This window comes from Streptomyces sp. NPDC006610 (assembly GCF_040611575.1).
Taxonomy (GTDB): domain Bacteria; phylum Actinomycetota; class Actinomycetes; order Streptomycetales; family Streptomycetaceae; genus Streptomyces.
Genome location: NZ_JBEXOP010000047.1, coordinates 1 through 24934 on the forward strand (window position 1 = coordinate 1; position 24934 = coordinate 24934).

A 24934-nucleotide genomic window follows, 5' to 3' on the forward strand; every position below is an offset into this window, starting at 1 on the left:
AAGTTCGACGCCAACAACAACATCGACTCCACGACGGACGCGATGGGTTCGGGCACGACACCCGGCAACGTCACCGACTACGGCTTCGACACCCGCAACAACCTGGAGACCGCCACCGCACCCACCGGCGCCAGGACGGTCAACTCCTGGCAGACCATCGCCGGCGGTGACGTGCCTAAGGACTCCACCAACGCCGACGGCGAGAAGACCAGCTTCACCTACGACACGGCCGGCAACACCACCTCGGTGGCGCAGACCGGCACCGGCGGCGGCAACGTCTCCTTCGACTACAACCCCGCCACCCCGGCCTGCGGCGGTTTCGAGGGCCAGCGCTGCAAGGCGAAGACGAAGATGACGTCGACGAAGACCGTCGTCACCGACTTCCACTACGACGCCAAGGGCAACCTGGAGCGGGTCCAGCCCCCGGCTCCGCTGGACAGGACCACCTTCACCTACGACGACCTGGGCCGCACCAGAACGGTCACGGACGCCCGCGGCATCACGGTCTCCTACACCTACGACCACCTCGACCGCATCCGCACCGTCACCTCACCGAACACGGTCAAGGTCGAGTACTGGTACGACGGCGACGGCAACCTCGTCCAGCGCTCAGACGGCACGGGCACGGTGAAGTACGAGTTCGACCCGCTCCAGCGCGAGACGGTCCGCCACCTCCAGGACGGCTCGCAGACCCTGCTCGCCTACACCCCGGCCGGCAACGTCGACTACTACCAGGACCCGGCCGGCAAGGTCGACTACACCTGGAACGAGGTCAACAAGCTCACCGAGCTGAAGGACCCGCAAGGAAAGATCACCAAGTACGGCTACAACAACAACGACGTCCGCACCACGACGACCTACCCCGGCGGAACGGTGCAGAAGGTCGACGTCGACAACTCCAGCCGGCCCAGGACCATCAGGGCGACCTCCCCGCAGGGCACCCTGGTGGACCTGGCCTACACCTACGGCTACGGCACCGACGCCGCCACCGACGGCAGCAAGATCCGCACCAGCACGGACCACGTCCGCAGCACCAAGCGCACCTACTCCTACGACGGCGCGGGCCGCTTCTCCTACGCCAAGGAGGAGAAGTCCGGGGCGGTCACCGACTCCTGGCAGTACTGCTACGACCTGGCCGGCAACCTCACCTCGCAGGGCACCGACCCCGGCTGCCCGCGCGGCACCACCTACACCTACAACGACGCCCAGCAGCTGACCGCCAAGTCCAGCACCACCGGCGCCTGGTCCTACGATCCGATCGGCAACGAGACGGCCGGCGCCTCCACGGACGACTACGCCCGCACCGGCGAGACCTACACCGACCACTCCCAGCTGACCTCGGTCACGGTCGCCGGCAAGGCGTACGCCGGCCAGTACGGCTCCACCGACCAGAGCGAACGCATCCGCCTCGGCGACACCTTCTTCCACAACGGCCCGCTCGGCCTGTCCGCGAAGACAACTGCCGGTGCTGACATGGGATTTACCCGCGAACCCGGGGGCACGCTGAACTCCATGACGACCGGGGGCAAGACGCACTACTACCTCACGGACGCCATCGGCAGCGTGGTCGCCCTGGCGGACGCGGACGGCAACAAGGTCAACAGCTACGCGTACAGCCCCCGCGGCGTGCGCCTGCTGGCCCAGTCGTACGAACCGGTCGCCCAGCCCCACCGCTTCGCCGGCAACTACCAGGACCCCACCGGCCTCTACCACCTCCAGCACCGCTACTACGACGCCAACATCGGCCGCTTCACCCAGCCCGACCCCTCCGGCCAGGAAAAGAACCCCTACCTCTACGCCGAAGGCGACCCCGTCAACCGCATCGACCCTCACGGAACGCTCAGCATGAGCGTGGTGGCTGATGCTCTCGGTCCGGCCGGTGACCTTGTTCAAGCTGGCGTGCACCTGGCTCAGGGAGACACCAAAGCCCTGTGGGGCGATGTAGCGGGAGCCGTAGTGGGAGGCGGTATTGCCGTGGGGTGTGCGAGCGCAGTTGTGGCCGCTCCGTTAACGCTCGGCACCTCGCTGGGATTTGCCGCCGGCTGCTACGCGGCTAGCTGGGCGGGAAGTCAGATCGCACAGATGCCCTTTAGCTAAACAGTTACCCATCGGTACAACCCGATGGGTGTGAGAGGAGACGTAGAGTGCGTCAGGTCGGAGTATCGCTACAGCGCCAAGCACTGGCCAAACGGTTGTTGATCACGACACATGTCTTCGGCGTGCTCGGCGTTGTACTCTCAGCCGCGCTACTGATCACGGGCATGATCGCTGGCGGACTGACTGTTCTCGCTATGACCGTCCTCTTTTGGGGCGGGGCAGTTATTGCCACGCGAGCAACGGCAAGAAGGCAAGTTTAGGACGATAGGGGTGGCGCCTGCCGGAAGAAGGCACCACCCCTACCGTCACCCGACCGCTGGACCCCGCGTTGAACATCTCGGGCAGTGTGGCCCGCAAACCCAGGACAACTGCCCCCGACGTCTGGAGCACCACCTCGACGCTGGCGCCGTTCGACGTCATCGCGTCCGCGACCCTCTCCTTGAAGGTCCTCGCCAACTACCATGGGGTATGAGGGTCGCAGTCACTCCTTCTGGTATGCCGACGCCAGACGAAGAAACGGCGCCCGACGGCGGAGCACGAGAAGAAGACCGCCGAGGCGGAGGCAGCGGCCGAGGTGGAGCGCCGCCGAGCGGACGCGGGTGGCCGAGGCCGGCACTGGCTTGCGGTGCTGGAAGCGGAGACGCAGACGGCAGGACGTACTTCTATCTCACGGCCGCCATCGGCAGCGTGGTCGCCCTGGCGAACGCGGACGGCAACAAGGTGAACAGCTACGCGTACAGCCCGCGCGGCGTGTGCCTGCTGGCCCAGTCGTCCGAGCCGGTCGCCCAGCCCTACCGCTTCGCCGGCGGCTACCAGGACCCCACCGGCCTGTACCACCTGAAGGCTCGCTACTACGACGCCAACATCGGCCGCTGCACCCAGCCCGCCCCCTCCGGTCAGGAGCGGTGGCCCCACCGGCGCAGGTGCGGCGGCGGTTCCATGCATGGTTGCCGGTGAAGCTGCGGGTCTATTCGCAGAGGGCACCACCGTGGACGTGTGGTCATAAGCAAACACCTCGGGGGAGCCGCTTCAAGCGGCTCCCCCTCCGACACGAAGGAAAGAATGTGTTTGTAGCAGCTCTGTACCAAGTCGCCTCAGAAGGAAAGGGGCGATGGATACCGGAAGGATGGGCGCTGCCCATATTATTCCTTGCGCTGGCCGCCGCGGCGATTGCGGCGGTAGCTGCCCGCTCCTGGCAGAAACGCAAATAAGAAATTGCGCACCCTGGGCGGCTTCCTCATAGTTACTGGCTGCATCCTCTCACTCGCGTGGGGCATCGCCGATCTATCGAAACTCACTTCGGTGTCCATGGGTGCTCCATTTATCCTCGCAGGCTTAGTTTTCATGAATAAGGGAAGATTGTGAAGCAGTCCGCGTCAAGCGCGTGGTATCCATGGCGACCGGGGGCAGGACGTACTTCTACCTCACGGACGCCATCGGCAGCGTGGTCGCCCTGGCGGACGCGGACGGCAACAAGGTCAACAGCTACGCGTACAGCCCCCGCGGCGTGCGTCTGCTGGCCCAGTCGTCCGAGCCGGTCGCCCAGCCCTACCGCTTCGCCGGCGGCTACCAGGACCCCACCGGCCTCTACCACTTCCAGCACCGCTACTACGACGCCAACATCGGCCGCTTCACCCAGCCCGACCCCTCCGGCCAGGAAAAGAACCCCTACCTCTACGCCGAAGGCGACCCCGTCAACCGCATCGACCCGAGCGGGTTGGTGTCCTTTGGCAAAGCACTTAACCAGGCGGTTGACGGGCTGGGCACCATCACTGACGCCGTCGCAGTCGGTGAGTTCGCATCGTAGATGGAGAGCGGTCAGTACGAGGAGGCTTTCGGAACGGCGCTGAGTTTCGCCGTCGACAAGGGAGTGACCGCAGGGTGTCTCTATCTGACCGGGGGAGTGGGTTCAGGTGGTTGCGCACTGGCGGGAATGGCAGCGGGCGAGGTAACTGGGGCCGTATACGACAGAGCCACGAAGTAGTCAGAAGCGCAGCCGATCCCAACCGAAGGAGTGGAGTGACTCCGATGCGACAGAGCAACGACTGGACTGTACTGGCATACAAGGGCCTGGGTGGAGCCCCGATGTGGGTCGTGATCGGGCTCCTTGTCCTGGGGCTGGCATGGGCCGCCGTCGCGGCGTCGAAAAGGCAGAAGTGACCGGTTTCGTCACCCGCCCGTCACTGGGGTCTCCGGCGTCGTGCAGCCTGACTGAATGTTCATGTTCAAGGAGCCGGCACAGGAACTGAGCAAGGGCAGTGAGGCAGGTGACCTCCTGCCACACTGCCGCTTGGTTTCACTAGGTGTCCTGCGCCGGAGATCCGTCGGCAGAATCGGGCGAGGGATTCGAGGATCTCCTCGGCGGTCTTGGCCCAGACGAACGGTTTGGGGGTCTGCGTTCCAGTCCTTGACCCAGGCACTGGCTCTATTCACGAGAACCGGCTCTGGCTCAACTTCTGTGAGACGGCCACTCTCCGTGACTACTGGCCCTCTTCGAGGTGTGGGTGAAGTCGCCTGAAAATGATCCCTGGGCAACGCAGTTGGGCTGAATGTTCAGGGCCGTGGAAGAGGTCCTGCTCCGGCTCAAGGAGTTGCTGTTCCCGTCAATCGCAGCCGTCGCGGTGCTGTCGGTAGACGTGAACATCGCGATAGTGCGCGTTGACGCACTATGCACCGCCGACGGCGCCGTGTGTCCGGTCTGTGGCACCTGGTCGAACCGGGTTCACGGTTCCTATCTGCGGTTTCCTGCTGATGTTCCCAGCGGAGGCCGACGGGTTGTCCTTCGATTGAAGGTCCGACGGTTCACCTGTGGAAAATCGGACTGCGCACGCCGTACCTTCGTCGAGCAGATACCGGGCCTGACGCGTCGGCACAGTCAGCGGACCGAACGGTTGCGCTCGACCCTGGCGTCGGTCGGCTTGGCGCTCGCGGGCCGGGCCGGGGCCCGCCTCGCCGACGTTCTCGGCGTTTCCGTCAGTCGCAGCACGGTGCTTCGTCTGGTGGACGTGCTTCCCGAGCCCAAGGTGGCCGCACCACGGGTTGTCGGCGTTGACGAGTACGCGACCCGGAAAGGCCGCCACTACGGCACCGTCCGCATCGACATCGAGACCCGCCGCCCCATCGACCTGCTGCCCGACCGGGAGGCGTCCAGCCTGGCGGCCTGGCTCGCCGCGCGGCTGGGCGTTGAGGTGATCTGCCGTGACCGGGCGCCGTTCTTCGCCGAAGGTGCCACCGTCGGAGCTCCACAGGCGGTCCAGGTCGCGGACCGCTGGCACCTCTGGCACAACTTGAGCGAGGCTGCCGAACGGGCCGTCGCTCAGCACCGCCGCTGTCTCCGCGCCCTTGTTACGGCCGCCCCCGCCCCCGAGCCGGCGCCGGAGAAAGATTCCTTTGGCTCGCCATGGCCGACCGGCCATCGTTTCGCCGACCGCACCAGGGCTCGGCACGCCGATGTTCACGCACTGCTGGAAGCCGGGCACAGCCGTTGCTCTGTCCAGCGGCAGCTCGGCATGACCTGGCGGACCGTCAAGCAGCTCGCCGAGGTAAAGGCTCCGGAGGAGCTGTTAACCGGCCAGTGGCAGAACCGGCCTTCGGTCCTCGATGACTACAAGCCCTACTTGGACGACCGGTGGAACGAGGGCTGCACCAACGTCTGGAAGCTGTGGGAAGAGATCGTGCCGCTCGGCTACAAGGGCGGCTACCAGCGCGTCCGCGCCTACCTGCACAAGAAGCGCACTTCCCCACGACCGGTAGTCGCCCGGCCGTCCTCGCCCCGAACGGTCGCCGGATGGAGTCTCCGGCGACCGGAAACCCTTCCCGAGCCCGAACAACTGCTGCTCGAAACCGTGCGCACCCACTGCCCCGAGATCGACGCGCTCACCCGACACGTCCGCGCCTTCGCCGTCATGCTGACCGAGCGCCAGGGCGAGCGTCTCCCGGACTGGCTTGTTGCCGTCCGGCAGGACGATCTGCCCGGTCTCCATACCCTTGCCGCCGGCATCGACCGCGACCGCGATTCCGTCATTGCCGGTCTCACCCTGCCATGGAGCTCGGGCGCAGTCGAAGGCCATGTCAACCGCATCAAAATGATCAAGCGGCAGATGTATGGACGCGCTGGCTTCAACCTCCTGCGCAAGCGGGTACTGCTTGCCTCCTGAGCGCACTGTCAGTGGCCAGTGCGACGATCCCCAGACGACCGCGCGAGGAGAGACATGGGCACCTGGGACATCGGCCCGTTCGACAACGACACCGCCGCCGACTTCGCCGATGAACTGGACGAGGCAGCACTGGAAGAGCGCGAAGCCATGATCCGGGGCGTGCTCAAGCGTGCCGCCGGGCCCGCGGACTTCCTGGGTATCTACGACGGCGAGCGAGCCGTGGGCGCGGCGGCCCTGGTCGCCGCCCAGCATCCTGACTGTGATCGGCCGTGCTCGAACTATGGCCCTTCAGAGCCGCTACCGGAGTTGCCTGCAGACCTTCGAATGCTCGCCGTCGACGCTCTGGATCAAGTGGTCTCCAACCGGTCTGAACTCGCCGAGCTGTGGGCCGAAGCCGCGAACTGGTCGAAGTGGCGCCAGGACATCACTCGCCTCCGCGATGTCCTTGACCCTCCGATCCCGCCACAAGAGGACGCCCTGTTCGAGATCTAATCGGTGACCCGCAGCCACGGAGAGTGGCCGTGTCACAGAAGTTGAGCCAGAGCCGGTTCTCGTGAACAGAGCCACTCCGGCGCAGTCGTGACCGGGGAGGTCGGCCACGACGCGAAGGTGACCAAGTTCGACCTCGAAGCGAAGATGCCCACGGCGAAGCTGATCGACTGCGTGGACCTCTCGCGCTACCGCACGGTCAAGGCGGGTAAGGAGGTCCCGCTGCCCACCGAGCAGCCGCTGCGCTACGTGATGACGGTGAGCGCGGAACGCTGGGACGGCCGGTGGATGATCACCCGGATCGCCACGGACGGCCCTGAATGCTGATCCCCCGCCCGCGTAGGGGTCGGGTCCTGTCGGCCGGGGCCGCGGTGCTCCTGGCGGCCGCCGCGGCCCCGGCCGCTCACGCCGACGCAGGCGGCCGCGGGGTGGGCCCGAACTGCTCCAGCTCGACGCGGTTCGTGAAGGTGTGCGCCGACGGCGGCAGCACCTCGGGCGGGTCCGGCGGCGCCCAGGGCGCGCCCAGTTCCCGGCCGCCCGCTTCTTCCAGCTCGGGCTCGGAGGCGGCGTCGGACCCGCCGAAGTGCATCTACGAGCGGATGTCGCCGCAGCCGCTGGAGGGCAGCATCAGCTACCGTCCCGGCCGGCCGGGCGAGGACGGCGCGGTCTACGAGGTGCGGTGTGAGGGCGGGCGGACGGTGTGGATGTGGCTGCCCGACGGCGCCGCCCCCGAAGCTCCCGCTCGACCCGGCCGTGGTCGCCCGGCGGGCGGTGGACCAGATAGAGCTGAAGGGCCCGGACATCGCCAGCCCTCGCGCGGCCGGGAAGTATTTAATCGGGATGCCGATGCGGATGTGGGTCCGCCCCAGCCCCACCACCTACGGACCGGCGACGGCGTCGGCGAGCGCGGGCGGCATGACGGTCACTGCCACCGCCCGCGTCACGGCCGTCCGCTGGGACATGGGCGACGGCACGACGGTGACGTGCACCGGCCCCAGTACCCCCTACCGGGCAAGCGCTGGCGCGGCCGTCTCCCCGGACTGCGGGCACCGCTACACCCGCACCTCCGCCGACAAGCCCCGCGCCCGCTACACAGTGACCGCCACCTCCACCTGGACCATCACCTGGCGCGTCCAAGGTACCGAGACCAACACCGGCCGGTGGACGGAGACCCGCACCAGCTCCCGGCCCGTTGCCGTCGGCGAGGCCCAGGTCCTCAACTGACCCCCGCGCCCGTGGCCGGGGCCTGCGCAGCTGTGCGGTCCGGGTTCTGCGCACCGGCTGCGCAACGGCCGGCTGCGCACCGAAGGACCGCCCGCTGCGCAGTGCGCACCAGGGTCGGCTGCGTGCTGCGCAGCGGGTGCGCCGTAGTGCGCAGCCGGGCGTCCGCGGCGTCTGGTGCGGCTGCTGTCCGGGGTTCCGGGTGCCGGTGTGTGCGGCTGCGTGACGGGTCTGCGCATTGTGGCGCTGACCTGCATGGTCAGGGCCCATGGTAGGGGTCGGGCGGGCTGTGCTCGGGGTGGCTGCGCACTCCGATGCGCAAGGGCCGGGCGGCCGGGCTGTGCAGTGCGTAGGCGGCTGTCGCGGGTGCGCATCGGGCCGGTGTGTGCGCAGTGGGCTGGCCTGAAGGGTCAAGGCCGCTCTGTGAGCGGCTCGTCCGGCACTGGGGGAGTTGATCACCTGGGCCGCGGGCACGTTCAGATCATGCGCGTCACTGCCGGGGCTCCGGCAGGTGACGCCCTCCCGCCGGGGTGACGGGCCGGCCCGCGTTGTGCAGCTCTTGCAGAACAGGGTTGGGTCAGTCGGTTCGGCCGATCCGTGCGAGGACGTCCTGAAGTCGGCGGACGGCATCCTCGGCCTCGGTGTAGTCGTCGTGGCTGGGGAGGACGGTGCCGAAGGTGCCGCCGTGGTCGGCGGGCAGGGCGCGCCAGCGCAGGACGGGTTCGAGTGTGTTGAGGGCGCCGGAGAGGAACCAGGCCAGGCGGCCGTGGGTGCGTGCGAGGGAGATCGCCAGGACGGCGAGTGTTTCCCGCAGGCGTTCGAGCCTTTTGATCGGCGGCAGGGCTTCCTGGGCGTGGGGCGGGCCGACGGCGTCACGCAGGCCGGCTTCTGTGTCGAGAGCGAGGGCGCGGTCGTCCGAGGTCACTTCCCACACATGGTCCTGGATCTGCTGTTCGGCTTCCTCGGCCAGTACTGCGGCGATCCTGCGCATGTCCATGTGAATCACCCTAATGACCGAGTCTGGCCCGGCCGGACGGGGCCTCATTGGGACCGGGCTGCTGGCCGTTTTCCTGCCGGTGTCTTGGGCTGCTTCCCGGGGTTGGCGCTGAGCAGGGCGGCGCCCAGGGGGGTGAGGGTGTGGAGCACTGTGTTGCGGCGGCGGGTGGTGGTGATCAGGTCGGCTTCGCGCAGTATGGTCGCGTGCTGGCTGGCGGTGGGCGGGGTGACGCCGATACGCCGGGCGAGTTCGCCCGTGGTGCAGCCGTCCTCGATCACCCGCAAAGCGGCTGCTCTGCTGTGTCCCAGCAGGTGGGCCAGCCGGTCCTCCGGTCCGGGGATGCGCTCGGCCGAGCTCAGGTGCCAGCCGGGGCCGGGAGAGACGGGGTAGACCAGGACCGGGCGCAGTTCGGGGTCGACCAGGGTGACGGGTGTGCGCCAGCAGAACACCGAGGGCACCAGCACGAGCCCGCGCCCGTCCAGGTACAGGTCGCGGTCGACCGGATAGTCCGCCTCCAGCACGGGCGGGCGCCAGCGCAGCGCGGGTCCCAGAGTCTGCAGCAGGCCCTCGACGCCGTGGTCCGTGAAAGCGCGGCCCTGCTGGGCCCGGTCGGCGTCGACCAGCGCCTGCAGACGCGGCCACACCGGTGCCAGGACCGTGCGGTGGTAGTCACGCAGTGCCTCACCGAGCGTGCCGAGCACTGTCCGGTCGCCGTCGGCCAGCCCGCGGGCCCAGCCCGGCGGGGCAGGAAGCACGGCCAGGTCGCTGCGTAATCGCTCGCCGGACGTGGAGAGCACCGCATCCACCGTGGACTCCAGGCAAGGATCCGTCTGCGCCGGGGTGAGGAAGTCGGGGAAGTCTCCCACCGGAGGCGCCAGAAAACGCAGCAGACGCACATGCGGCGCCCGCAGCGCCTTCAGACGCGCTCGGGCAGCGCCGCGCCAGGGGCCGAAGACGGCCGTGGCCTGCGTGGAAGCCAGCTGTATGGCGCTGAGCACGATCTCCCAGCCCGGGTCGGGACCCGACACCATCCTGACGCGGGACAGATCCTCCGCCGTGAAGTGCACCCTGAGCCCCATGACCCTCCCATCGCAGTCGTATGTCTGATTATTCGACAGCCTGTACCTGTTCCGACCAGCATCTTTCGGTCTTCACGACATGTCCTTGTCCGTCCCCTCCGGGCGCTGCCACGCTTGCTGGACCAGGCACTGCGGCCCCAGCAACTCTGCGAAGGCCGTGACCGACACGGGGGGAGAAGACTTCGTGCGCTTTCGTTCGCTCATCACTGCGCATGTGGCGAAGGCGCCATCCGGCTCTTCGTAGTACGCGGTGCGCGCAACGACTTTCCCTTCGAGCAGTTATGCAGGCACGCGCGCCGACTCACCCTGCCCTCAGTTGATTGGCGAAGCCGTTCGAGGCGTCCGTCAAAGGCGAACGCCCAGGTGAGCCCATGCATCGCGGTGAGGGGGGCCGCTGCCTGGCATCGGCGGACCGTTCCTTCCAGGCGCTGGCGCTTCGGTTTGATGGCTGGAGGGGAGCGGGCTGTCAATCAACCGCGCAGCCCTTGGATGTTGGCAGGCACCGCACCACCGGCACCGGGTGGCGGACCTAACGGACGCTTTCCGCAGGTGAGTGAAGGTGGCCCGCTTTCCCTGGTGCCGGCCGCGGTCAAGGCGGTCGAGGGCGGCACCAGTGCTCAACGGCCATACCGGCCACACACACGACATCGATCGCGGGCTGCAGGGATGACATCCCAGGCCCGCTGGTTACAGGAGGTAGAGCTGGCACACAGGCCGCGCCCTCTCCGCCGTCCCAAGCTGAACGCCCCGCAGCCAGCGAGTCTGCAGTGGTTGTGGCGGAGGCTGCGAAGCGGGTTCCTTTGCGTTCCTGCCAGCGGTGGAGTCGGCGGAAGCCGACGAGCCAGGCGACGGTGCGCCCGATGACCCCAGGCGTAGCACCATCGAGCGACGTCGACAGTCCCCTGCGATCGGGCCGCGTCCCATGCGGCCGAATCCCGGACCGCCGGACGCCAAGGAACGGCGCGCGGCCCGGACGACACCCCGAGCCGGGTCGGGGCCGGTTCGCCGGCTGCCGTGGTACTACTCACCGGTTTCACTACTGATGCGCTGAGTTGTGTTCTAGGTTCGGGTCATGGAGTCCCCGAGCGATGAGACCCAACTGCAGGACACCGCGCGAGCCATCCGGGCATACCTTCTGGGCCTGGTGCCCGAGGATCTCGCGGCCGCCCTGGATCGAGAGCTTGCGGACCTGCTCGATTTGGCCCGGCAGGGGCATCTAGTCGGGGACCGGGTAGCAGCCACGCTGGAGCAATCGCCGGCCACGTTGGCGTGGTCGGGCGCTTTCCTCGAGCACGGCGTTCCGCCGGAGTTCGTCGTACTGCCGGAGAGGGCGTACCAGGGTCTGCCCGGGGCGCCGGTGGCCACGCCTCCGGACAAGTACCGTTGCCCGGAAGGGGATTTCGTGTTCTACCGGCGGACCGCGGCGGTCCCGCTGCCGGTCTGTCCGACGCATCGCGCGCCGCTGGAGCGGTGATGCTCTCGTCCTTCTGGAACCGCTTGGGTTCGAAGCTTGCGGACCGCTGGCTCTCGACGGCTGCGGGTGCCCTGCTGTTCTGGGGGCTCGGTCTGGCCGGAGCGGCGTGGCAGGTCGGTTTCACCGCCTTCGCCACCAGGGCGTCGTCGGCTTTCACCGACCGACCCATGGCACTTCGAGCAGCGCTCCTGGTCGGCGGACTGGCGCTGGTGACGGGGTCGGCCGTGGTGGTGGCCCGGATCGCGACGCCGATCACCAGGGTCATCGAGGGGTACCACTGGCCTGCGCTGGTGAGTTGGCCGCTCGTCTCGTGGACGGCGTTCAGAGTACGCCGGGCCGGCTCCCGCTATCAGGACGCCTGGGAAAAAGCCGAGGACCCGGCACGCGGAGCGGCCGCGCGCAGGCGGGCGCTGGATCGGGCGATGCGTTTGGAGCTGTGGCTGCGGGACTTCCCCGTGGAGACCGATTCCGCAGTGTCGGTCCGGCTGATGCCCACCCGGCTCGGGAACACGCTGCGGGCGGCGGAGACGCGTCCGGCCGACAAGTACGGGCTGGACGCCGTCGTGTGCTGGCCGAGGCTGTGGTTGACCATGACGGATTCCGCGCGCAAGGAACTGTCGGCGGCACGGGCCTCGCTGGACGAGGCGGTCGCGGCCTGGTGCTGGGCGCTGCTGTTCGTTGCCTGGACTCCGTGGCAGCCGCTGGCGCTGCCGCTGGGACTTGCGGGCGCGTGGGCGGTCTACCGCATGTGGGCCATTCCCCGCGCGGCGGCCTTCGGCGCCCTGGTGGAAGCCGTGTTCGACGTACAGCGCGAGGCCCTGTACTCGGCGCTTCGCTGGCCCATGCCGAACGATCCGGCAGCTGAACGAGTAGCCGGTCAGGAGTTGACGGCTTATCTATGGCGCGGAAGCCACCGTCCCGACCTGGTCCTCACCTCCCGGACGCCCGTTCAACAGGGCCCCGTGAGCTGCGAGGGGCAGGACCCGGAGCAGCCGAACCCGCCTACCGTGGCTGCTCCACCTGCCGCCGCGGACTGATCCGAGGCGTTTGACCCTCGGTCGCACGGACGCTCTCCCCACGGCCATGACGAGAAGGAGGCCGGATGTCCCGACGGCGGCGCGCGCGAGGATCGGGCTCCGGGGGCGACTCCGTCCCGGAGGCCCTTCGCCAGGCCCACCGCATCATGGCGTTCTACGCGATGACCGGTCGTCATGATCTGCTGGACGCGGCGGTGGTGGCTCTCGCTCCTGCCGTCGAGCGGGCCCAACTGCACCAGGACGAGGTGCCCCCGGAGGCGACGCTCCTGCTCGGGCAGATCCTGGTCACCCGGTACCAGTGGTCCGGCAACATCGGGGACCTCGAAGCGGGCGCCCGGTACGTCTCGGACGCCTCCGAGGCGACCCCGGTCGATCACCCGGACCGATCGGCACGCTTGTACGCCTTGGCCTACACGTTCGTCGAGGTGGTCCAGTTGTTCCCAGCCGGTTACGGCACGGATCTGGCGCTCCAGCACCTGGCCAGGGTGATCGGAGCACTGCGGGAGTGCATCGAGCGATCAGGCCCGGGCGACCCGTTGTGCGCGCGGTACCTCCAGGGCCTCGGAACGGCCTACGACCTCCGCTTCGTCCACTCCGGTGACCTCGACGACGTCCGCACCGGCCTGGCCCATCTGCAGCGAGCCCTGCGGCACGTGTCCCAGGACGACCGCGACCTCGTCGCAGCGATCCGGGGGACCACGGCCAACCTGCTGTTCAAGCGGTACGAGGCCGAACACCGACAGCGCGATCTGCACCGTGCGGTCGAGGAGCTCCGGAGAGCCCTCCTATCGGCGCCGGAGGATTCTCCCCACCGGCCGGGGCTGGCCCGGAACCTCGCGATGATGACCACCGAGCTTCCGGACGGTTCCGAGACGGCTTCGGCGTTCCGATCGGTCGATCGGGCGGCCCGGCGGCCGCAGGAGCCGTTCGCCGTCGACCACTCCTACCGGGAGACCCGGGCCGCGTGGCTCGCCGATCGTGGCCCCTGGAGTGAGGCGGCCCAGGTCCTGGCCGGCGCCGAGCAGCGGTTGCACCGGGCATTGGCCGCGCAGTACGGCTGGCGGTTCAAGTCGTTCCTGCTGTCGGCGGCGACGCCGTTGGCCGGAAACCTAGCGCACGCTCTGGTGCGCTCCGGAGACATCCTCGGCGCCGTGGCAGCGCTCGATCGCGGCCGCACCCGTCTGATCGACGATGCGTGCCGACTGCTCGCACTCGATCCGCAGCAGGTCCGGGAGGCGGGGCACGCAGAGCTGGCTGATCGCCTCGACAGCTGGTTGGTGGACGTGCGGGAGACCGAAGCGGCCAAGCGCAGCCGACGGAACGGCAGCTTCCACGTTCCGTCCGAGCGGGACCGGCTCCTCCGCGAAGGTCTCGACCAGCTGGTCGAGGAGATCCGGCGCGAGGACGGGCTGGACGGCTTCGGACGAACCGGTGACGGGCCGCCCGACTGGCGCCTGCTGCGCCGACCCGTCGTCTACCTGTCGGAGTCGAGGTTCGGCGGCCTGGCCCTGCTCGTGACCCCGGGCGAACCCCTGTCTCCGACTGCGGTCGACCTCCCGCTGCTCACGAACGACGCGCTGGCCAACATGGTCAACTCGTTCGAACGCGCGCACGCCTCGCGTGCGGAGGACCGGTCGCAGTGGCTGGCCGAGGTCGACCGCTGCGGTGCCTGGCTCTGGAAAGCGGCGATGGGCCCCGTCGTTGACGCGGTGCGCGGGCTCGGGCTCGACGAGATCACCGTCGTCGCCTGCGGGAGGACTGGGTTGCTGCCCCTCAACGCGGCCTGGACCGAGGCGGCCGACGGATCGGGCCGTCGGCGGTACGTCCTGGACGAGTTCGCCGTCGCGTTCGCACCGAGTGGGCGCCACGCCGCGGCACCGGACCTCCCACCCGTCGGTGTCCCGCTCGACCGGGTGCTCGTCGTCGACCAGCACGATCCCGGACGGGAAGGCATGCCGGCCCTTCCGGCGGCCGGCCTCGAGGTGGCGGAGATCAGCCGGCTGTTTCCGTCCGCACATGTACTCAGCGGTTCCGACGCGACCGTGTCGCGTGTCCTCGACGAGGTCTCGGGGAGCTCCGTGGTGCATTTCGCCTGTCACGGGCGGTCCGTTCCCAACTACATGCTGGAAAGCCACCTCGTTCTGGCCCACAGGAATCTGGAGGTCCTGGACCTGCTCGGTCAGCGCCTCGGCAGCCCAAGGCTTCTCGTCCTCTCGGCGTGCGAGACCGCGCGCGTGGCGCTGGACACGCCGGACGAGGCGATCGGGCTACCGACGGCGCTCCTCAGCGCGGGTGCGGACGCGGTCATCGCGTCCCAGTGGGCCGTCGGCGATGGAGCGGCCGGGGTGCTGATGCGGATCCTCCATCGAACGCTCGCCGAGGGCGAAGGGAGCCCGGCGGCGGCGCTGAGGCGCGCCCAGATCCAACTGCGCGACGCGACCAATGCCGATCTTGTGTCCGACGGATTCCGACCGGCTGAGGACTCCGCCAGCCTCGGACCGCTGGCCCGACGGATCTGGGCTGCAAGCAGGCCGTTCGCCCACCCGTCCGACTGGGCCGCATTCACTCTCACCGGGCTCTGACCCCGGCGTCGCGGCTCTGCGCCACCCTGGCCGAGCACGGCAGACCGAGCCAGTCACCTACTTCGCCGCCCGCGCCCTGGACGAATCGCCTTCCCCGTGGAGCACTTCGGCGGCCAAGTTGAAGTGATGTACTGGCTTGATCTTTATAAGTCATCTCATCTGGCTGCCTGGGTAGTCCGACGGCCATGGTGGGGATCGTTGAGCGCTTGGTGCCGGACGAGCTGTGGGAGCTGTTCCAGCGAGTGGTGCCGGAGGCGCCGGTGCGGCTTCTGGGTGGTGGCCGTCGTCGGCATGGTGACCGGGAGGTGCTGGCCGCGATCGTGTTCGTGGCCACGTCCGGCTGCACGTGGCAGCAGTTGCCGTCGGCGTCGTTCGGGCCGTCGGGTGCCACGGCCCATCGACGCTTCGCCGAGTGGACGAAGGCCAGGGTGTGGGCCAAGCTCCATTGGCTGGTCCTTGACGAACTGGGCTCCCGCGGCGAGCTCGACTGCTGGGTGAGTGTCGGCACGGATCTCGACACCGCCGCGTTCGCTGTCGCTTCCATCCGCCGCTGGTGGCAGGCCCGGGGCCGGCACGACTATCCGGCCGCCACCCGTCTGCTGATCACCGCGGACGCGGGCGGGTCCAACGGCTACCGCACCCGCACCTGGAAGACGGAACTCTCCGCCCTGGCCGCCGAGACGGGTTTGAACATTTCGGTCTGTCACATACCGCCGGGCACCTCGAAGTGGAACAAGATCGAGCACCGGCTGTTCTCCCACATCTCCATGAACTGGCGGGGCCGCCCGCTGACCAGCCACGACGTCATCGTGAACAGCATCGCGGCGACCACCACCCGCGCTGGGCTGACCGTCCACGCCGAACTCGACCCGGGCACCTACGACACCGGCATCAAGGTCACCGACAGCGACATCGACGCTCTGCCCATGCACCGGCACCGTTTCCACGGCGACTGGAACTACACCCTCCACCCCCGACCTCTCGACACCGCCAGCGCAGCCACGACCCCACGGCCGGCCCGCGACCCGTCCCCACAGCCCTGCACCGGGTGTCTGCGCAACCCCGAGCTGACCGGCATGCCCGAACCGGCGCTGGACGAACTTATCGGCCAACTGGCCAAGAAAAATCGACGAGTCACGTGAGCAAGGACGGCTCCGGCAGCGAGGAGGCGAACGTATCCGTGCCCGGGGCGCCGGGGCCAAGGACAAGCTGACCACCGCCGACAGAATCCTGGCCACCGTGCTCTACCTGCGCAAACTCGGCACCCGTGACCTGCTCGCCCAGCTCTTCGGTATCAACACCAGCACCCTCACCAGGGCCGTTCACCAAGTCCAGCCCCTCCTGGCCGAGTACGGCTGCACCATTCCACCCTCGACAGCCAGGTTCCGGACACCCGCTGACGTCACCGCCTTCCTCGCCAACAGCAGCCCCACGAAGATCAAACCAGCATGTTGATTCTCTGCGGGCCCTTAGGGCTCTGGCCATGACCGCCCGGGCCAGCGATCACGGAAGACGAGTCCACCCGTCCGCCGCACGGGACACGTGCCCCGTGCGGGGCCGAACCCTTCCCCGGGTATTGCGATTTTCGTAAAAATTTACGACCATCGGAAAATGCATCCGATCAGTGAACTCGCCGCCCTCCTCTGCCCGTTGCCCGAGCCGGGAAGCGTCACCCCCGAGGACTGCTTCGCCGACGCCTGTGAGCAGAGCGAACTCCAGCGCACGCAGTACGCCGACAATCTGGAAGCCGCCGCCCTGGCCACGGGCGAAGACCCCCTGATCCTCGCCCTGGAACAAGCCCGGACACAGAAGGAAGAGGCCGACCGCCGCATCCGTCTGCTCCTCGCCTACGCCCGGGAGTTCCAGCCGGCACGCCGCTACCCCCTGCGCGAGCTCTCCCAGGCCTCCGGCTACACGATCTCCGGCGTGACCACCGCCTACGGCACACCGGAGATCACGCTGGTGCAGCGTCAGCTCCACCGCAGCCCCGTCGCGCGCAAGGACGCTTCATGAGCGACAGCCAAGCCTCCCGCAGGCCTCGCCGGGGACAACAGGGAACTGCGGAACGCCGGCTGCCGCAGCCCTCGGACAGGCCGCCCTACCGCCTCCTGGCCGATGTCCTGCGCCAGCAAATCATCACCGGCCAACTGGCACCCGGTGATCAGGTACCACCTGCTCGCGTCCTGGAACTGTGACCACCGCACGGCTGGGCGGCGGTGACCTGAGCTGGTGCGTCGCGGTGGGCCCGCCGCGACCCGCCCTGATGGCGCTGCCCGGCGCGTGCTCGGCCACAGGTACGGCGGCGGCTTCCGGCGCCCCGCCCGTGACGTTCGGCGCCCCGCTCGTCGGCTGGGTGGGCGCTGCGGGCGGGGCGGGGGCGATGGCCCGTGCCGCCGAGGGGTCCGTGTCCTTCCGCGGGGTGCCGGTGCTTTCGGAGGCGGGGTAGAGCCCAACGGTCAGCCGCCGACGGTCGCCCTCCGCACGCCCAGGGCAGCGGCCACCTCGTCCAGGGTGTGCTCGTGCCGTTGTCCTGTTGTCGGGCGGGAGCGTGATGAAGTGGAGCGGGATGCGCTGTGTTCGAGGGGGAGCGGTGGCGGCGAGTGACGGCTGGGCGGGCATGGGCTGGGGCTGGACGGATGCTGGCGAGATCCGCCGGCGCCTGGAGCAGGGAGCTGATCCGGAGAGCTGGAACGGGAGCCGGCCCCTGCACCGGGCAGCGGTGTTCGGCTCCCCGGAGGCTGTGACGGAACTTGCCCGCCGGGTAGCGGACGTGGACGCGCTGGAGAACGGGGTGACGGCCCTGTGGGAAGCCGTCATGTCGAGGAAGCCAGCCAACGCACGGGCGCTCGCCGCCGCCGGGGCCGATCCCTGGCGGCCTTCGCTCGGCGGCTGGTCGCCGGGGCGGCTGAGCCTGGCCGGGCCGACGCCCGAGCTGTTCCGGGCGCCGGAAGGGGTGTCCCTGAGTGACACCGAGCGTGCGGCGGCGCAGGAGGCCCACCGGCTCACCACGGCGCTGGGCGAGTTCCACTACGACGGCACGGGGCTGGCCTGCGTGGCGGGCATCGACGCGGCCGAGGCGGCGCGCCGCCTTGAAGCGACGCCGGTGGTGGACGACGGCCTCCTCGAGGTGCTGAGCGAGCTGCTGGAGGACCCCTACGCCTACGACATGGACGAGAGTCTGCAGATCGTCGGCGTGACGTCCGTGCCGGGCGGCTGCATCGTCACCCAGCCCTGGGGATACGCGCCGCAGATGCCGGGCGTCCTGGCCCGGCTGTCCGCCGGCACTCTCTGCTACGGCCTCTACGCCAATCCCAAGAGCGGCAACCAGGGCAGCATCGCCCGTCATGGAATCATCGAGGGCTCAGACCTGCACCCCGGCGGAGCACCGGGTGAGAACGACACCTGCGGGCAGGTGCTCGCCTCCTACCTCTACCAGCACAATGCCGTCGCCTACGCCTGCGCCTTCGCAGGACTGTGCCCGACCGACAGCCGTGCCGTGGCCGGACCGCCCGATGTGTGGGTCGAACTGCCCCGCCGCGACTACTGGAGCCACTGACTTCAGGAGAGGAGCTGTCATGACGGTGGTGGAACGGCCGTGCCCCGGCCGCCGCGAGCGCGCGCGGCTCTTTCCCGACCAGACCCGGGCGGTCAAGCGGCTGGCCGGGCACCTGCGGCGTCCGGGAGCACGGGGACTGTTCGTGTCGGCGACGGGCACCGGCAAGACGCTGGTGTCGATCCGGGTGGCGGACGCACTCGGCGCACGCCTGGTGCTGTTCGTGGTGCCCACCCTGGACCTGGCCGCGCAGACGGCGCTGGCCTGGCGCCGCGACGGCCACGGCGAGCACATGGTGATCGTCTCCTCCCTGGACGCGGCAGGCCGCGACGACCTGGTCGCCGCCCGGATCATGTCGACCATCAGCCCGCACGCGCTGGGCGGGCTGATGTCGGTGGTGGGGGAGGCAGAGGACCAGATCCCGGCCCTGACGGTGATCTGCACCTACGACTCCCTGGACAAGATCGAGCAGACTCAGAAGACGGGCTACGCCGTCCCGCCGTTCGACCTGGCCGTCCTGGACGAAGCGCACCGGATCGCGGGCCGCTCGGACAAGAAGTGGGCCATCGCCAACGACGCGAAGCGCATCCGCGCACACCGCCGCCTGTACATGACGGCCACCCCCCCCCGCATCTTCGCCGCCCCCGACCTGGCCGAATCCGCCGACACCACCCGCCCCCGCCGCCGCCCCGCCGCTGCCGGGCCAGACGTCGATGCGCTCGCCAACTCCATGGACAACGAGCAGGTGTACGGCAAGAAGGTCGTCGACTACCCCCTCGCCCAGGCCGTCGAGGACGGCCGGGCCGCTGACTACCGGATCGTGGTGCCCACCCTCACCGACACCGACCTGCGCCGCCGCCTGAACATGCCCGCCCCGGGCACCGCGGCCCCGCCCGGCACCACCCCGGCGGAGAAGCAGAAGGACGACGGTGCGCTGCGCACCACCGCCCTGCACCTGTCCGTGCTGCGCGCCATGACCGAGCACGGCCTGAAGAAGGTGCTGGTCTACTTCCACCTCGTCTCCGACGCCCGCCGCTTCGCCCGCGAACTGCCCCACACTCTGCGCCTGCTGGCCCGCACCGAACCCGACCTCGTGCCCGGCGTCGACCCGAAGCTGTTCTTCGCCCACGGCGAGCACACCCCCGCCCAACGTGCCGACATCTTCGCCGACTTCGCCGCCGCCGACACCGCGATCCTCGCCAACTCGAAGCTGATCGCCGAAGGCGTCGACATCCCCAGCGTCGACGCCGTCGTCTTCGCCGACCCCACCCGCAGCGTCATCCGCTGCGTCCAGGCCCTCGGCCGCGCCCTGCGCCTGGACGTGAGCGGCAAGACCGCCTCCCTGATCGTCCCCGTCTACATCCCGCCCGGCGCCGACAGCGAGGACATCCTCGGCACTCCCTACGAGCCCGTCTGGGCGATCGCCGGCGCGCTGGCCAGCCACGACCACCGCATCCTCGAACGCCTCCCCGACAAGGCCAACCGCCTGCCGAAAGAGACCAGCGACGTCATCGCACGCCGCTGGCACTTCGACTTCACCGTCCACCCCGAACGCATCGCCCGCGCGATGGACCTGGTCTCCTTCGACCCCCGCGACCCGGCCGTCTCCCGCTCCCGCCGCCTCGGCCTCGCCGCCGCCCAGTCCTACCGCGACAGTACGGCCACCTCGACGTCCCCGCCGATCACGTGGACCCCACCGGCTACAAGCTGGGCACGTTCATCACCACGATGCGCGACGCCCGCACCGCCGGCCGCCTCGAACCGGACTGGATCGCCGAACTCGACGCCCTCGGCATGATCTGGGGCAAGCACGACGCCGCCTGGCGCGCCCGCCTGGCCGCAGCCGCCGACTACCTGCGCGCCCACGGCCACCTCGCCGCCCCCGCCACCACCCCCGTCGGCGCCTGGCTCGCCGAACAACGCCACCTCGCCGCCAAATCCACCCTCGATGCGGCCCGCGCGGACGCCTTGACCGCCCTCGCCCCCGACTGGCGCCTCCCGCATGGCGCGGACTGGCACCGCAAATACCACCTGCTCCGCGCCCACCTCGCCGACGGCGCCGACCCCGCCGCCCTCACCCGCGACACCCTCCTGGCAGGGGTGAAGATCGGCTCCTGGCTCCACCGCCAGCTCACCATCTGGCCTGCCCTCCACCCCGGCCAGCAGCACCTGATGACCGCCCTCGGCCTCACCCCCGACACCAACCCCCTCGCCCCGTCCCGCCGCACCCGCCGCACCTTCGATCAGACCGTCCAGCTCCTGGAGCTCTTCCTCCACCGCGAAGGCCGCGCCCCCACCGCCCGCGAGACCCTGCGCGTCGACGGCGACACCGTCAAGATCGGCGCATGGCTGGCCAAGACCCGCCACCGGCACCGCTCCGGCCAGCTCCCCGGCACCCACGTACGTCTGGTCGCCGCTCTGTTCGACGGGGACTGGACGGACGAGGACGTCGTTCCCGCGGCGGTCGCCGCAGTGCGGTAACGGCTGTTACCATGCTGGTATGGCGAAGACACAGCTGGGCGCGCGCGTGGACGAGGACGTTGCGGAACTCGCCAGGAAGCGCGCCGCCGACCTGGGACTGAGCATCGGGGACTACCTCGCCCGGCTGGTACAGGATGACGCCAGCGGCCTGCGCGCCCGTGCGGTGGACGCGGCCGCCCGCTTCCTGGCCGAGCACCAGGCGGTCTTCGACGAGGCCGAACAGGCCCAGCAGGCGCCCCGCGGAGCGCGCGCGGCCTGATGGACCTGCACATCGACGTTCCCTGGATCCTGCAGGTCGCCGAGGCCGCCGGGGCGGACGATCCGGCCCCCGACGACTACGGCGTCCCCGTCTCGGCGGTCGCCCGCCACCGGGCCGAGCTGTTCGAGCAGCCCGTCTACGACGGCCCCTACGCCAAGGCCGCCGCCCTGGTGCACACGCTGGGCCGGTGCCGCTGGCTGGAGCGCTCCAACCTGGCCGTCGCCGCAGCCTCCGGCGTCATGTACCTCGAAGCCGCCGGGATTCCCGTCAAACCTGCCCGCGAGGACGCCGTTGCCCTCAAGGACCTGCTCCTCGACCCCGCCTGCACCGCCGGGAAGATCGCCGCCCTGCTGAGGACCTGGCCCACCGCCACCTGACAGCGCAGGCCCGCAACCCGCTCCGCGCTGCACCGTGAGCACCCCGGCGCACTGCGCCCTCAGCACCACAGGACCCCGGAGATGAGCACCTGCAGCAGATCCGCAGCGCCCTGCTCGCCCGCCTCTTTTCCTCGTGCGAGGTCGTGAAGCGACCGGCATGCCTCGGTCAGCTCGTGCGTCCGCCCGGCCGGGCGGTGGGGCAGTGGGCCGGCAGGAGGTGCGCATGCCGGCCATGGCCGTTCGCCTGGGCGACTGGCGGCTGGCCCGTGCCCACGCCTCGTCAGGTGCCGGGCGTGCGGGTGCGGCGTTCCGCCGCCGGTGGTGATCAGAGCTGCCGGCGGGGGGCGGATCGGGAGCGGGACGCGGTTCGGCGCGTGCCGCATCGTCTTCCGCGGTTCTGCTGCCGCCGGTGCTGTGGTCCGCGTCGACATCGGCGGCCGCGCCTACCGTGTGCGGCTCACCGACACCGCCGGTGAACGGTGCTCTCGCCGCGGAGTTGCATGACATCTATCTGTAGCCGAACGGCCCTGAGGTCCCGTCGCGGCCGACGAGTGGGCGCCGGGGTAGAACGGGCGGGGAGCAGCCCTTGAGGGTGCCGCTCCCCGCGCCCGGCGGCGTTAGGGGCGGTAGAGGCAGCGCTTGGCCACGTACACCGCCGCGGCCCCAGCGATCACGGCGCCCGACGCCGGTCCTTCGGGGATCACGTTGGCCACGTCGCCGGCGACGGCCAGGAGGGCGGCGCCGATACCGACCGTCTCCGTCGACGGCCGCCGCACGCGGAGCACATCAGTTCCTTCGACCTCGATCTTTGCTGGCACCATTGGTATCTCCTCCGTTGTTGGTTCGGGTTCGACTGGGCGACGCGCGGAGGGAAACGGGGTCGCCCCTGTCGGGGGGCGGCCCCTCTCCGCGTCGACGCTGAACCCAGTAGACAGCAGGGCGGAAATGCCGCAGACAGGCCTGACCACACATGTGAGCGGATGGCCCGGCCCGTGACTGGCGGCGTCCGCAGCGGACGGATGCCGCAGTTGATCTGCGGGAACGCCCGCGAGCAGCGACCAGCGTCACCAGTTGTCGAACAAGGCAACTCGGCACTGGTCTTTGCACGACCCTTGACCTGCGGAAACGCTGGTGCGGAACCGTGTTGACTGACACCAGGCGTACTTGCCGCGTGGGACCCTTCGGCAGGTGACGGAAGTCACTCGAAGTCGGTGGCGGCCCCGCGTTGGGCGTGCCGGGAACTCGCTGTCCATCTCGATGATGTGGCCTATGAGCACCCGAACTGGGCGGCTGTCTCGCGTCGGGCGTTCCAGAAGCTGCAGGACCACCTTCATCAGGCGGACGATGAACTCGAAGTAGACGGCGGTCCCGCGTCGGGCGTACCGCCGGCTACTCGAGGACGAGGGGCGCCGCTCCTGCCCTGCCCGGGCCCACGAAGAGGCCGCCGTACTTGCGCAGGTCCTCGAACTTGTCGGCCTGCTGCTGGGCGACGGAGACGATCCGGCCGACCTCGATGCCCTGGACGTCCGCGAGGCCGCCGCCGCCCGCGAGGCGGGTCTGGAGGGACTTCCAGTAGTCGGCCTCGTCCTCGGTGTCGGTCTGCTTGATGGTGACGCCCGGGTTGAGCTTCTCGTACTCGGCGTAGAGCCCGGATTCCTTCGGACGGCGCCTCCACCGCCGACGGAAAGGTCACCATCACCGTCGACCTCTTCGGCTCCTTCGGCTACTGCCACTGCTCATCGGCCGCCCCGGGACGGCTTCCCGCCGCTTCCATGGGTCCTCCGAAACCCGGCCTGTGGCCCTCGGGTACGTGCGCACCGCCACTGCTCCCCGTCGCACCCGCCGCCCGGCTCCCCCGGCGAAGATGCCCGCCCGGCGGCCGCGCTCTTCGGCGCCGACTACGGACGGCCGAGGACACCGTCGACCTCGTGTCGCGCTCCTGGGGTTCGTTGCCGGGCTGTATGCGCTTGCGGGATGAGTCCTCCCGGCGTGTCGTGCGGGCGCGGACGGCGGGCGGCGCAAGGCATTCCATGATCAGTGAATGGAGCGCGCAGAACCCCCCTGCCGGAAGGCTGCCCACCGTCTCTTTCGGGGCGGGTGGTGGGCCCAGGGCTGCTCCGGGTCCGCGGGCGAGTGGGGAGATGCTTTCAGCCGGCGGGTCGATGGCCTGCCTGTGCGGTTTGTGCGGCCCGACGACACAGAGCGGCCCGCCTGGGTCCTCTACGACGGCGAGCGGTACCTGGGAACGTTGCACGCCCGTCCGGACGGCGACGGCCTGTGGCACGTGCAGTCCGCGGCCGAGCAGTGTCTGTGTCTGGACGATGCGGTGCGGATCCTGCGCAGACCGTCTTCCTGGTTCCGTCAGCGAGAGCAGGCGGCGCGCTGGGCGCGCGCGGTGCTGGCCGATCGGGCCCTGCTGGTGGTCGATGTCCAGACCGCCGGTCTGGGCCGGCAGGCTTGGGCGGTACAGATCGCCGTGCTGGACGGCACGGGCCGCACGGTGGTGAACGAGATGCTCAACCCGTGTGAGCCCATCACGGCGACGGCCAGCCAACTGCATGGCATCACCCCCTCACACGTTGCCCGCGCTCCCCGCTTTGCCGACCTGCTCCCGGAGCTGACCGGCGTCCTGGCAGGGCGGCGCTGCGTCGCCTACAAGGCTCGCTTCGACCGCGGCGTCCTTGCTCGGGAACTGCTGCGCCATCATCAGGACGTCTCACCGGTGCGGGCATGGCTGGGCCAGGCCCGCTGGGAGGACGCCATGGGACCGGCCGCGGTGGTCACAGGGCTGTGGTCGGCTGACCGCCTGCAGTACCGCAACCAGCGCTTGGGCGGCTGTTATGACGCTGCCGAGAAGTGCCGAACGCTGCTGCGGCGCCTGCACCGCCTTGCCGGTGCGGCGTAGCCCATGCCGACGTCAGGTGCTTGCGGTCACTGGTCAAGCAGCGAGCGTGGCGGTCCGGTGCTGGCTGGTTGACCTCCGAGTGGTCCTCGGCGCGCGTCTGGAGGCGGTGGTCCGGGTGGGTGTGCTGCGTGGCGGCGGCTTCCCGCGCGCCGAAGTCACCGGCGAACAGCAGTGGCCCGTGGATGAAGGCCGTGCGTCTCGCGGCAGGCGGCCATCGGCTCAGGCA

22 protein-coding genes and 4 pseudogenes are annotated in these 24934 nt (G+C 69.6%); 21 read left to right on the forward strand and 5 right to left on the reverse strand.

The features are described 5' to 3' along the window. From ABZY13_RS28945 to ABZY13_RS28970, 6 genes and pseudogenes are all read left to right on the forward strand, one after another. On the forward strand, positions 1–2097 hold a 2097-nt coding region (locus tag ABZY13_RS28945; RefSeq protein WP_356635886.1), incomplete at its 5' end, for an RHS repeat-associated core domain-containing protein. Positions 2098–2784: 687 nt separating this feature from the next. Then, complete coding sequence (locus ABZY13_RS28950) at positions 2785–3054, forward strand: RHS repeat-associated core domain-containing protein (RefSeq protein ID WP_356635888.1); 270 nt, start codon at positions 2785–2787, stop codon at positions 3052–3054. A 433-nt stretch (positions 3055–3487) separates the two neighbouring features. After that, positions 3488–3904 (forward strand): annotated as a pseudogene (locus ABZY13_RS28955) (RHS repeat-associated core domain-containing protein); the annotation flags it as partial. A gap of 754 nt (positions 3905–4658) precedes the next feature. Further along, the gene (locus ABZY13_RS28960; RefSeq protein ID WP_356635890.1) at positions 4659–6254 is read left to right on the forward strand and encodes an ISL3 family transposase; all 1596 of its coding nucleotides are present in this window, start codon (positions 4659–4661) and stop codon (positions 6252–6254) included. A 54-nt stretch (positions 6255–6308) separates the two neighbouring features. After that, on the forward strand, positions 6309–6746 hold the full coding sequence (locus tag ABZY13_RS28965; protein WP_356635892.1) for a DUF4259 domain-containing protein: 438 nt from the start codon (positions 6309–6311) through the stop codon (positions 6744–6746). An 87-nt stretch (positions 6747–6833) separates the two neighbouring features. Continuing rightward, complete coding sequence (locus ABZY13_RS28970) at positions 6834–7070, forward strand: hypothetical protein (protein ID WP_356635894.1); 237 nt, start codon at positions 6834–6836, stop codon at positions 7068–7070. Between the two features lie 76 nt (positions 7071–7146). Here the strand turns inward: ABZY13_RS28970 and ABZY13_RS28975 are convergent, their stop codons facing one another. Further along, the gene (locus ABZY13_RS28975; protein WP_356635896.1) at positions 7147–7332 is read right to left on the reverse strand and encodes a hypothetical protein; all 186 of its coding nucleotides are present in this window, start codon (positions 7330–7332) and stop codon (positions 7147–7149) included. Between the two features lie 182 nt (positions 7333–7514). On the opposite strand from ABZY13_RS28975, the gene ABZY13_RS28980 reads away from it, so the two are divergent. Continuing rightward, positions 7515–7967, forward strand: a complete 453-nt coding sequence (locus tag ABZY13_RS28980) for an ATP/GTP-binding protein (protein ID WP_356635898.1) — start codon at positions 7515–7517, stop codon at positions 7965–7967. Between the two features lie 574 nt (positions 7968–8541). On the opposite strand, the gene ABZY13_RS28985 is transcribed toward ABZY13_RS28980, so the two are convergent. Continuing rightward, positions 8542–8961 carry a hypothetical protein gene (locus ABZY13_RS28985; protein WP_356635900.1) on the reverse strand — a complete coding sequence of 140 codons (420 nt, stop codon included), beginning with the start codon at positions 8959–8961 and terminating at the stop codon, positions 8542–8544. A 44-nt stretch (positions 8962–9005) separates the two neighbouring features. Further along, the gene (locus ABZY13_RS28990) at positions 9006–10040 is read right to left on the reverse strand and encodes a winged helix-turn-helix domain-containing protein (RefSeq protein WP_356635902.1); all 1035 of its coding nucleotides are present in this window, start codon (positions 10038–10040) and stop codon (positions 9006–9008) included. A gap of 1072 nt (positions 10041–11112) precedes the next feature. On the opposite strand from ABZY13_RS28990, the gene ABZY13_RS28995 reads away from it, so the two are divergent. From ABZY13_RS28995 to ABZY13_RS29055, 13 genes and pseudogenes are all read left to right on the forward strand, one after another. Next, positions 11113–11514, forward strand: coding sequence for a hypothetical protein (locus ABZY13_RS28995; protein ID WP_356635904.1), 402 nt, complete (start codon positions 11113–11115; stop codon positions 11512–11514). After that, a complete protein-coding gene (locus ABZY13_RS29000; RefSeq protein WP_356635906.1) occupies positions 11514–12551 on the forward strand; it encodes a hypothetical protein in 1038 nt (345 codons plus the stop codon). Before ABZY13_RS28995 ends, ABZY13_RS29000 begins: the two co-directional genes overlap by 1 nt. A gap of 146 nt (positions 12552–12697) precedes the next feature. After that, positions 12698–15133 carry a CHAT domain-containing protein gene (locus ABZY13_RS29005; RefSeq protein WP_356635908.1) on the forward strand — a complete coding sequence of 812 codons (2436 nt, stop codon included), beginning with the start codon at positions 12698–12700 and terminating at the stop codon, positions 15131–15133. Between the two features lie 185 nt (positions 15134–15318). Continuing rightward, positions 15319–15627: pseudogene (locus tag ABZY13_RS29010) on the forward strand (transposase); the annotation flags it as partial. Beyond that, a pseudogene (locus tag ABZY13_RS29015) lies at positions 15625–16113 on the forward strand (ISAzo13 family transposase); the annotation flags it as partial. The pseudogenes ABZY13_RS29010 and ABZY13_RS29015, both read left to right, overlap by 3 nt. 259 nt (positions 16114–16372) lie before the next feature. Then, on the forward strand, positions 16373–16588 hold the full coding sequence (locus ABZY13_RS29020; protein ID WP_356635910.1) for a transposase family protein: 216 nt from the start codon (positions 16373–16375) through the stop codon (positions 16586–16588). 156 nt (positions 16589–16744) lie between these two features. Continuing rightward, positions 16745–17146 (forward strand): hypothetical protein, encoded by a 402-nt coding sequence (locus tag ABZY13_RS29025; RefSeq protein WP_356635912.1) that lies wholly within the window; start codon positions 16745–16747, stop codon positions 17144–17146. Between the two features lie 178 nt (positions 17147–17324). After that, complete coding sequence (locus ABZY13_RS29030; protein WP_356635914.1) at positions 17325–17579, forward strand: hypothetical protein; 255 nt, start codon at positions 17325–17327, stop codon at positions 17577–17579. 171 nt (positions 17580–17750) lie between these two features. Beyond that, complete coding sequence (locus ABZY13_RS29035; protein ID WP_356635984.1) at positions 17751–18689, forward strand: ankyrin repeat domain-containing protein; 939 nt, start codon at positions 17751–17753, stop codon at positions 18687–18689. A gap of 19 nt (positions 18690–18708) precedes the next feature. Then, positions 18709–20484 carry a DEAD/DEAH box helicase family protein gene (locus ABZY13_RS29040; protein WP_356635916.1) on the forward strand — a complete coding sequence of 592 codons (1776 nt, stop codon included), beginning with the start codon at positions 18709–18711 and terminating at the stop codon, positions 20482–20484. Then, positions 20373–21167 carry a helicase associated domain-containing protein gene (locus ABZY13_RS29045; RefSeq protein ID WP_356635918.1) on the forward strand — a complete coding sequence of 265 codons (795 nt, stop codon included), beginning with the start codon at positions 20373–20375 and terminating at the stop codon, positions 21165–21167. The genes ABZY13_RS29040 and ABZY13_RS29045 overlap by 112 nt, the downstream gene beginning before the upstream one ends. A gap of 19 nt (positions 21168–21186) precedes the next feature. Further along, the gene (locus tag ABZY13_RS29050; RefSeq protein WP_356635920.1) at positions 21187–21426 is read left to right on the forward strand and encodes a hypothetical protein; all 240 of its coding nucleotides are present in this window, start codon (positions 21187–21189) and stop codon (positions 21424–21426) included. Further along, positions 21426–21803, forward strand: a complete 378-nt coding sequence (locus tag ABZY13_RS29055; RefSeq protein WP_356635922.1) for a fic family toxin-antitoxin system, toxin component — start codon at positions 21426–21428, stop codon at positions 21801–21803. The genes ABZY13_RS29050 and ABZY13_RS29055 overlap by 1 nt, the downstream gene beginning before the upstream one ends. 617 nt (positions 21804–22420) lie before the next feature. Here the strand turns inward: ABZY13_RS29055 and ABZY13_RS29060 are convergent. Together ABZY13_RS29060 and ABZY13_RS29065 are read right to left on the reverse strand one after the other, a co-directional pair. Beyond that, positions 22421–22624 carry a hypothetical protein gene (locus ABZY13_RS29060; RefSeq protein WP_356635924.1) on the reverse strand — a complete coding sequence of 68 codons (204 nt, stop codon included), beginning with the start codon at positions 22622–22624 and terminating at the stop codon, positions 22421–22423. Between the two features lie 622 nt (positions 22625–23246). Next, positions 23247–23462: pseudogene (locus tag ABZY13_RS29065) on the reverse strand (carbohydrate ABC transporter substrate-binding protein); the annotation flags it as partial. Between the two features lie 523 nt (positions 23463–23985). Here ABZY13_RS29065 and ABZY13_RS29070 point away from each other — a divergent pair. After that, positions 23986–24708, forward strand: coding sequence for a 3'-5' exonuclease (locus tag ABZY13_RS29070; protein ID WP_356635926.1), 723 nt, complete (start codon positions 23986–23988; stop codon positions 24706–24708). The last annotated feature ends 226 nt before the right edge of the window (positions 24709–24934 follow it).

Coding starts and splice junctions, on each gene's coding strand:
- ABZY13_RS28965 (WP_356635892.1), top strand. CDS start 6,309: ATGGGCACCTGGGACATCGGCCCGTTCGACAACGACACCGCCGCCGAC.
- ABZY13_RS28975 (WP_356635896.1), bottom strand. CDS start 7,332: ATGCACTTCGGCGGGTCCGACGCCGCCTCCGAGCCCGAGCTGGAAGAA.
- ABZY13_RS28985 (WP_356635900.1), bottom strand. CDS start 8,961: ATGGACATGCGCAGGATCGCCGCAGTACTGGCCGAGGAAGCCGAACAG.
- ABZY13_RS28990 (WP_356635902.1), bottom strand. CDS start 10,040: ATGGGGCTCAGGGTGCACTTCACGGCGGAGGATCTGTCCCGCGTCAGG.
- ABZY13_RS28995 (WP_356635904.1), top strand. CDS start 11,113: ATGGAGTCCCCGAGCGATGAGACCCAACTGCAGGACACCGCGCGAGCC.
- ABZY13_RS29000 (WP_356635906.1), top strand. CDS start 11,514: ATGCTCTCGTCCTTCTGGAACCGCTTGGGTTCGAAGCTTGCGGACCGC.
- ABZY13_RS29005 (WP_356635908.1), top strand. CDS start 12,698: ATGGCGTTCTACGCGATGACCGGTCGTCATGATCTGCTGGACGCGGCG.
- ABZY13_RS29025 (WP_356635912.1), top strand. CDS start 16,745: ATGCATCCGATCAGTGAACTCGCCGCCCTCCTCTGCCCGTTGCCCGAG.
- ABZY13_RS29035 (WP_356635984.1), top strand. CDS start 17,751: ATGGGCTGGGGCTGGACGGATGCTGGCGAGATCCGCCGGCGCCTGGAG.
- ABZY13_RS29040 (WP_356635916.1), top strand. CDS start 18,709: ATGACGGTGGTGGAACGGCCGTGCCCCGGCCGCCGCGAGCGCGCGCGG.
- ABZY13_RS29050 (WP_356635920.1), top strand. CDS start 21,187: ATGGCGAAGACACAGCTGGGCGCGCGCGTGGACGAGGACGTTGCGGAA.
- ABZY13_RS29055 (WP_356635922.1), top strand. CDS start 21,426: ATGGACCTGCACATCGACGTTCCCTGGATCCTGCAGGTCGCCGAGGCC.
- ABZY13_RS29060 (WP_356635924.1), bottom strand. CDS start 22,624: ATGGTGCCAGCAAAGATCGAGGTCGAAGGAACTGATGTGCTCCGCGTG.